The sequence below is a fragment of the Erysipelatoclostridium sp. MSK.7.34 genome (genome assembly GCF_019041935.1).
GTDB classification, from domain to species: Bacteria; Bacillota_I; Bacilli_A; order Erysipelotrichales; family Coprobacillaceae; genus Thomasclavelia; species Thomasclavelia ramosa.
This window is the reverse complement of the sequence record NZ_JAHPYJ010000020.1, coordinates 61,609-68,936: the sequence shown is the minus strand read 5'-3', so window position 1 is coordinate 68,936 and position 7,328 is coordinate 61,609. Positions and strand designations below refer to the sequence as shown.

Sequence of the window (7,328 nt, the reverse complement as noted above, 5' to 3'; positions counted from 1 at the left end):
CTTCATAGCCATATTTTGCTTCAATATACTCTCTGATCACATTTTTATATTCAACCGCAACATGATCATTTCCAATTCCAATTTTCATAACTTTCTCCTGACTCTAATCTAGATCTTCACCATTGCTGGCAATTACCTTCTTATACCAATAGAATGAATCTTTTCTTGAGCGATGTAGATCACCATTTCCTTGATCATCCATATCAACATAGATAAATCCATATTTTTTATCCATTTGCCCAGTACCCGCACTTACTAAGTCGATACATCCCCAAGTTGTATAACCAAATAGGTTTACACCTTCTTCGACTGCTTCTTTCATGCATTGAATATGTCGACGATGATAATCAATTCTTGCCGAATCATGACAAATACCATCTTCACCCTCAGTTTCAATCAGTCCAATACCATTTTCAACATCAAATAACGGTACTTGATAACGATCATTTAAAATGTGCAAGAAATGTTTAAATCCTAACGGATCAATTTGCCAACCCCAAGCATTTGCTTCAAGATACGGATTTTTAACACTTCCTAAAATGTTTCCTCCAGTAATATCCAATTGTTCTTCATTATGAGTAGTAATTACCCCCGAAGCATAATAAGAAAATCCTAAAAAGTCTGCTTTTCCTTCTTTTAAATCCTTTTTATCTTGTTCTGTAATTTCTGGAGTAAAATTCCACTCTTCCCAAATTCTTTTAGCATAAGGTGGATATTCTCCCCTTATTTGAGTATCTGCACTATATCCAAAGAAATCTTGGAAACGTTTATATTGTGCAAATGCATCTTTTGGATCAGGAGTAAGTGGATAATTCATATTTCCACAAATCATTGCACCAACTTTAAGATCTTTATCAATTTCATGAGCAACAATAGTTGCCCTAGCAGCCGCAACCAATTGATTGTGCAAATAAGCTAGATCTCTTTTAGCTTTATCTTTAGGAGTATCATTTAATGGCATAATGATATTAATTTCATTAAATGTCATCCATTTATTTACCAAATCTTTATATTCAGTAAAACAAACTCGTGCAAATTCAACAAATTCATCAATCATTGCCCGATTGCGCCAACCACCGTGTTGTTCAAGAAGAGAAACAGGTTCATCATATTTATACAGTGTAATAACTGGATCCATACCATACTTTCTACATTCTTCAAAAACACTACGATAGAATTCAACGCCTTCTTGATTAACACCCCCCTTAATACCATGAGGATAAATACGAGCCCATGATATAGATGTATTAAATGTTGTATATCCCATTTCTGCTAACAAGGCAATATCTTCTTTATAACGATGATAAAAATCACTAGCCACATGGTTAGTATAATGTAAATCATCAAATAACTGAAACTTACACCCTTCTGGTAATTCATCAACTGCTTCCCAGTCTTTATGTACTTTTTTACCCTCTTGGTCTAAATACCAAATTTGACGACGTTCTTTAGCTGAACCAGCTGTGCAATAATCTACTAATACTGGTGATTTTCCACCTTCATTCCAACCACCTTCAATTTGAGCAGCACTAATTGAACCACCCCATAAAAAACCTTTTGGAAAACTCATAATAAACCTCCTAAAATTTATTTTAATTTAATCTTATTACCCTTCAATCAATTTTAAAGCAGTATCCAAAACCTTATTACCATTCATCATTCCATAATCTTGCATATTAATAACTTCAACCGGCTTATTTGGATATTTAGCCTTAACATTCTTTAATTCATAACGTACCTGTGGGCCTAATAAAATCACATCTGCAGCATCTCCAAATTGATCGATACTCCCAACTGGATGTGCTTCAATATTAATCCCGATTCCTTTTGCTGCAGCCGCTTCGTTCATTCGATTTACAAGTAGACTTGTTGACATTCCAGCTGCACATACTAACAAAATATTCATTTTATCCTTCCTCCTTTATAACTTTCTTAATTCTGTAATAATCTCTTTATAACTTTTTTCTTTGCCAAACAACGCACTAGTTCCTAAAATAAATCCTTTAACGCCTACCTTTGATAACATCGCGATTTTTTCTGGTGAACAAGCACCATCGATCATTACCTGATAGCCGCCATAGTTAGAGGCAGCATCAACAAACTGCCGGAATTTTGGAGTGACAAAATCTAAATATTTTTGTCCTGCAAAACCTGGGTTAACACTCATTAGCATGACATAATCACATAAATACAAAAGTTCTTTAACTGTTTCAAAAGATGTTCCCGGATTCAAAGCAATTCCTGCTTTTGCTCCAGCATCTTTAATCTTTTGTAATGTTCGGCAAGCATGCTTATCAGTCTCTGGATGAATATAAATAATCTTTACGCCTAAAGCTGCGAATTTCTCAATATAATCACTTGGGTTGACGACCATTAGATGCACATCACATGGTTTCGTTGCTTGTTTACATATATACTCAATATCTTGCAGACCCATCCCAAAATTTGGAACATAGCTACCATCCATGACATCTAGATGAAAAAAATCAATCCCACCTTCTTCTAACTCTTTTATTTCCTTTTCAAGATTGCCAAAATTAGCACACATCATTGATGGACATAATAGTTTCTCCATACAATCCTCCTATATTTTGAGTAAACGTTTACCTTTCGTTCATACTCCTATTATATATATCTTGAGTAAACGTTTCCACATATATCCATGGCACAATATGTGCCGTTGTATTTATTCACCTTTTTCTTTGTGAGTAAGCGATTACATTTTATTGAAAATATCTATTTTTTAATCTATAATGAAAATGGAGGGGAACAAAAATGGTAAAGAAAAAAAATATTTCAATTAAGGAAATAGCTAAGTTAGCTGATGTCTCTGTCGCCACTGTTTCTAGAGTTATCAACAATAATGGTCGCTTTTCTGATAAAACTAAAGAGAAGGTCGAAACAATTATTAAAGAATATGGTTATACTGCTAATATTGCCGCCAAAAGCTTACGGACATCAAAATCAAAAACAATCGGATTAATTGTTCCAAACATCGATAATGAATGGTTTTCACAGTTAGCATTAGATATCGAAAACTATTTTTTTAAACACAATTATTCAGTATTTATTTGTAATACCTCACAAAATGAAGAAAAAGAAGTTGCTTATTTCAAATCACTAGATTCTAAATTAGTGGACGGAATCATCTGCATTTCAGGAATTGAAACAATCCCATCAGATTCATTAACTCGTGACATCCCAATTGTTTGTATTGATCGAAAACCCAAAGATCATAGTAATGCCTACTATGTTGAATCTAATCACTATTTAGGGGGATATTTAGCAACTGAAGAACTAATTCAACAAGGGTGTAAAAATATTGCAATCGTATCACGAAATAAGTCATTATCCGTCAACAAGCAGCGTTTAATGGGCTATCGTCAAGCTTTAAAAGATTATCAATTACAAGAAAACAAACAGCTAGAATTATTATTGGATATTGAACAAGCTAATTACGAAGGGGCTAAAGAAGCAATTAATCAATTAATTAAAAACAATATTCCTTTTGATGGTGTCTTTGCAACTAATGATTGGCGTGCTTATGGGGTACTTGTAGGACTTTTAGAAAACAATGTTAAAGTCCCTGATGAAGTTAAGATCATTGGTTTTGATGATATTTTCATTTCTGCATCCAGCCACCCATCACTTTCAACAATCAAGCAGAACATTCCCGCTTTAACTAAAACAGCTTGTAGTTTACTTTTAGATTTAATGAATGATATTGCTATCAATGATGAAAAAAAGCAATTTATTTTGCCAGTCGAAGTTATTCGACGAGATTCAACTAGTTGATTATAATACTCTTTTAAACTTATACGTGATATGCTCCCTTTTAAAGAACAAATAATCTTGTTGTTTAGAAGAGAGCATTTTATTTAATTAAAAAGCTAGAGATATTTCTCTAATTTTTAATGGTTTATTTAAATCACACAAACGAATTTTCAATTAAATCACCAACCTTAGGATCTAAAATATTATAATTTTCTTTCCATAAATCTATTTTACACTGACAAAACTCATAGAAATCTTTTCTAGTATTAAAGTCTTTGATTATTAAATGATTATCATTAAATTCCGCAATAACAGACGGTGCATAGTTAGGGATATACTTAAAATCACTTTGCTCATTACATCGCATAAATGAATGAAAAATATTTCTTTTCGCTAACTGAAAAAATCTGCACTATTCATAATCCATTCCCCTTTGGTCTCAAATAACATTCTATTTTAGTATATTAAACTAATTAAATTCTTCTCTTTAAGATTATCTCACTACTATACATTATCTGCGAATTAAAATTATGTCTCATATTATGCCAATACTTTTAAATCAAGTAATTAAAAAGAGCCCTTCACAGACCCTTTTAAATATATTTAATCTAATCTTTCACCATTACTAGCAATTACCTGCTTATACCAATTAAAAGATTTTTTCTTTCTTCTTTCTAACGTTCCATTACCTTGATCATCTTTATCAACATAAATAAAACCGTATCGTTTACTCATTTCTCCCGTTGAAGCAGCAACTAAATCTATACAGCCCCAAGTCGTATAACCAATTAAATCAACACCGTCATCAATCGCATCTTTCATTGCCTTAATATGTTTTCTCAAATAATCAATTCGATAATCATCCAGAATAGAACCATCTTCTTCAATAGTATCTTTGGCACCTAATCCATTTTCTACAATAAATAACGGCTTTTGATAACGATCATACAAATAATTCAAAGTAATTCTCAAGCCCAAAGGATCAATTTGCCAGCCCCAATCAGAAGTTTCTAAATATGGATTTTTAACAGACTTTACTACATTACCATCCGTCATACCACGACTAGGATCAGCACTAGCGCAGCGTGACTGATAATAACTAAATGAAATAAAATCCACAGGATATTTTTTCAATATTTCCAAGTCATCAGTTTGGATTTCTATGTTAATATCTTTTTCTTTAAACACCTTTTTAGCATAACTTGGATAATATCCTCTGGCTTGAACATCGATAAACATTAAATTTTCGCGATCTTTATTCATTGCTAGCCAAACATCTTTAGGATCACAACTATATGGATAAAATTGTCCTCCTGCTAACATACAGCCTACTCTATTTAAAGGGTTTATTTCATGAGCTATTTTTGTTGCCAGTGCCGAAGCAACTAGTTCATGATGAGCTGCTTGATATTTTACTTGTTCATGATTTTCATCTGGTTTAAATGCTATTCCAGCTCCAGAAAATGGTGAATGTAATAAAATATTGATTTCATTAAATGTTAACCAGTATTTAACTAAACCATCAAATCTTTCAAAACATACTCTTGCATACCTTATAAAGCACTCAATCATTTCTCTACTTCTCCATGACCCGTATTTTTCAACCAGCCCCATCGGTACATCAAAATGGCACAAAGTAACTAATGGTTCAATCCCGTATTTTTGACATTCCTTAAATAAATCAAGATAGAATGAAATTCCAGCTTCATTAGGCTGTTCATCATCGCCATGAGGAAAAATTCTAGCCCATGCAATACTTGTACGAAAAGTTTTAAAGCCCATTTCCGCAAATAGTTTAATATCTTCTTGATAACGATGATAAAAATCAATTGCCTCATGGCTAGGATAATTCTCACCATCTATTAACTTAACAGGATACATGTCACCTAATTTTACATACATTCGCTTTTCACCATGCGGAATCATATCAACGGTCGTTAACCCTTTGCCATCCTCAAGATAAGCTCCTTCAGCCTGGTTAGCAGCGATTGCTCCACCCCATAAAAAACCCTTTGGAAATCCCATAACCTTCTCCTTTATCACTTCAAGTATTTTCAATTCTGATAACTTAGAAAAAATCAGAACTATTTATAAACCTCTTCATCTGTTTCTATTTCAAAACTACGTTTTTCTATAATTTCTTTATAGAAATAAGCTGATTTCTTTAAACGCCTATTTCGGTTGTCTTCTAAATCAATTTCAACTAAGCCATATCTATTTTTAAAAGCATTCATTGGCGAAACATTATCAGTAAATGCCCATAGCATATATCCTTTACAGTTAGAGCCTTCTGTAACTCCTCTAAGCAGCCAATCCAAATGCATAGAGATAAATTCAATACGATAATCATCTTGAATCATACCAGATTCATTTTTGTATTGCTTTTCATTCTCTACCCCCATACCACTTTCGGCAACAAACCATTCGAAATTATGATAATCATTCTTCATTCTCATGGCCATATCATACATGATTTGTGGATAGATTTCCCAGCCTCGATGAGGATTCATTTTCTTTCCTGGCATATTAAATTCTTCATAATAAAAATCTGGATGAAATGGTGCTTCTGGATGAACTATCGTTGTTCTTCCTTTTACTCGATTTGGATGATATAAATTAATTCCCACCCAATCCAAAGTATTATTTTGAATAATCTCAAGTTCTTCTTGGGTATATTCCATTAAAATATCATGCTTCTTCAATAAATCAAAGAAACCCTCTTCATAGTGACCTAAGATTGCTGGATCTAAAAAAATACGATTATAAAATAAGTCATATTTATCAGCCGCCTCTAAATCACGAGGAGAATTCCCTCTTGGATAAGCTGTCTCCACATTAATAATAGTACCAAACTTCCCACCGGCAATCCGATATCCACCCTCTTTATAAACTTTCATAATCATATTTGTCGCTAAAGCTTTATTATAATTCCATTGCATCCAAGCTTTACTATCTTGATAAAAAGGATATCTTAGTGCATCAAGATGGATTCTAGTTTGAACTACGACCGGTTCATTAAAAGCAAACCAATATTTTACTTTATGACTATAGCGCTTAAATGCTTCTTGAGCATATTTCACAAATAATTCCACCACACGTTTACTTGCAAATCCATCATATTTTTTAAATAATTCAGCAGGTATTTCATAATGTTCCAAACATACCATCGGTTCAATTCCTTGAGCAATCAATTCATCCAGCATTTTATCATAGTAATTCGCATATTCTTCGTCAACTACAATATTTTCATAATCCGTTAAAAATCGTGACCAGTTTAACGATGTCCTATAACAATTCATGCCAATCTCTTTCATATAAGCAATATCTTCCTTATAGCGATGATAATAGTCAGTCGCTACCGCAGGACCATAACCATTATGCCAAACATTTTTATTTTCCTTATACCATAAATCTATATAAGAATCCTGAGACTCCTTTTTCTCACTCCAGCCTTCTGTCTGCCAAGCACTTGCAGCTGCACCTAAGAAAAAATTCTCTGGTAATTTTACTGTTTTTTTCATATTTTTCTCCATTTCCCCACGCTACGCGCATGG

7 protein-coding genes are annotated in these 7,328 nt (G+C 33.0%); 1 reads left to right on the top strand and 6 read right to left on the bottom strand.

The window, feature by feature from the left end; translation table 11 throughout:
• Positions 1–103 precede the first annotated feature (103 nt).
• Genes KTF99_RS12745 through rpe form a run of 3 tightly spaced genes read right to left on the bottom strand, consistent with a single transcriptional unit; the run spans position 104 to position 2,575 of the window.
• Entirely contained in the window at positions 104–1,570 is a 1,467-nt protein-coding gene (locus KTF99_RS12745; RefSeq protein WP_003539519.1) for a glycoside hydrolase family 1 protein, read from the bottom strand.
• A gap of 36 nt (positions 1,571–1,606) precedes the next feature.
• Positions 1,607–1,906 carry a PTS sugar transporter subunit IIB gene (locus tag KTF99_RS12740; RefSeq protein ID WP_003539517.1) on the bottom strand — a complete coding sequence of 100 codons (300 nt, stop codon included), beginning with the start codon at positions 1,904–1,906 and terminating at the stop codon, positions 1,607–1,609.
• Between the two features lie 15 nt (positions 1,907–1,921).
• Positions 1,922–2,575 (bottom strand): ribulose-phosphate 3-epimerase, encoded by a 654-nt coding sequence (gene rpe / locus KTF99_RS12735; protein WP_003539516.1) that lies wholly within the window; start codon positions 2,573–2,575, stop codon positions 1,922–1,924.
• A gap of 200 nt (positions 2,576–2,775) precedes the next feature.
• Between rpe and KTF99_RS12730 the strand changes: the two genes are divergently transcribed.
• Positions 2,776–3,795, top strand: coding sequence for a LacI family DNA-binding transcriptional regulator (locus KTF99_RS12730; RefSeq protein ID WP_003539514.1), 1,020 nt, complete (start codon positions 2,776–2,778; stop codon positions 3,793–3,795).
• 133 nt (positions 3,796–3,928) lie between these two features.
• Here the strand turns inward: KTF99_RS12730 and KTF99_RS12725 are convergent, their stop codons facing one another.
• From KTF99_RS12725 to KTF99_RS12715, 3 genes are all read right to left on the bottom strand, one after another.
• Positions 3,929–4,141, bottom strand: a complete 213-nt coding sequence (locus KTF99_RS12725; RefSeq protein ID WP_009300334.1) for a hypothetical protein — start codon at positions 4,139–4,141, stop codon at positions 3,929–3,931.
• 236 nt (positions 4,142–4,377) lie between these two features.
• Positions 4,378–5,799 (bottom strand): 6-phospho-beta-glucosidase, encoded by a 1,422-nt coding sequence (gene ascB, locus KTF99_RS12720; protein ID WP_008792679.1) that lies wholly within the window; start codon positions 5,797–5,799, stop codon positions 4,378–4,380.
• Positions 5,800–5,858: 59 nt separating this feature from the next.
• Entirely contained in the window at positions 5,859–7,295 is a 1,437-nt protein-coding gene (locus tag KTF99_RS12715) for a glycoside hydrolase family 1 protein (RefSeq protein ID WP_008792678.1), read from the bottom strand.
• Between the last annotated feature and the right edge of the window lie 33 nt (positions 7,296–7,328).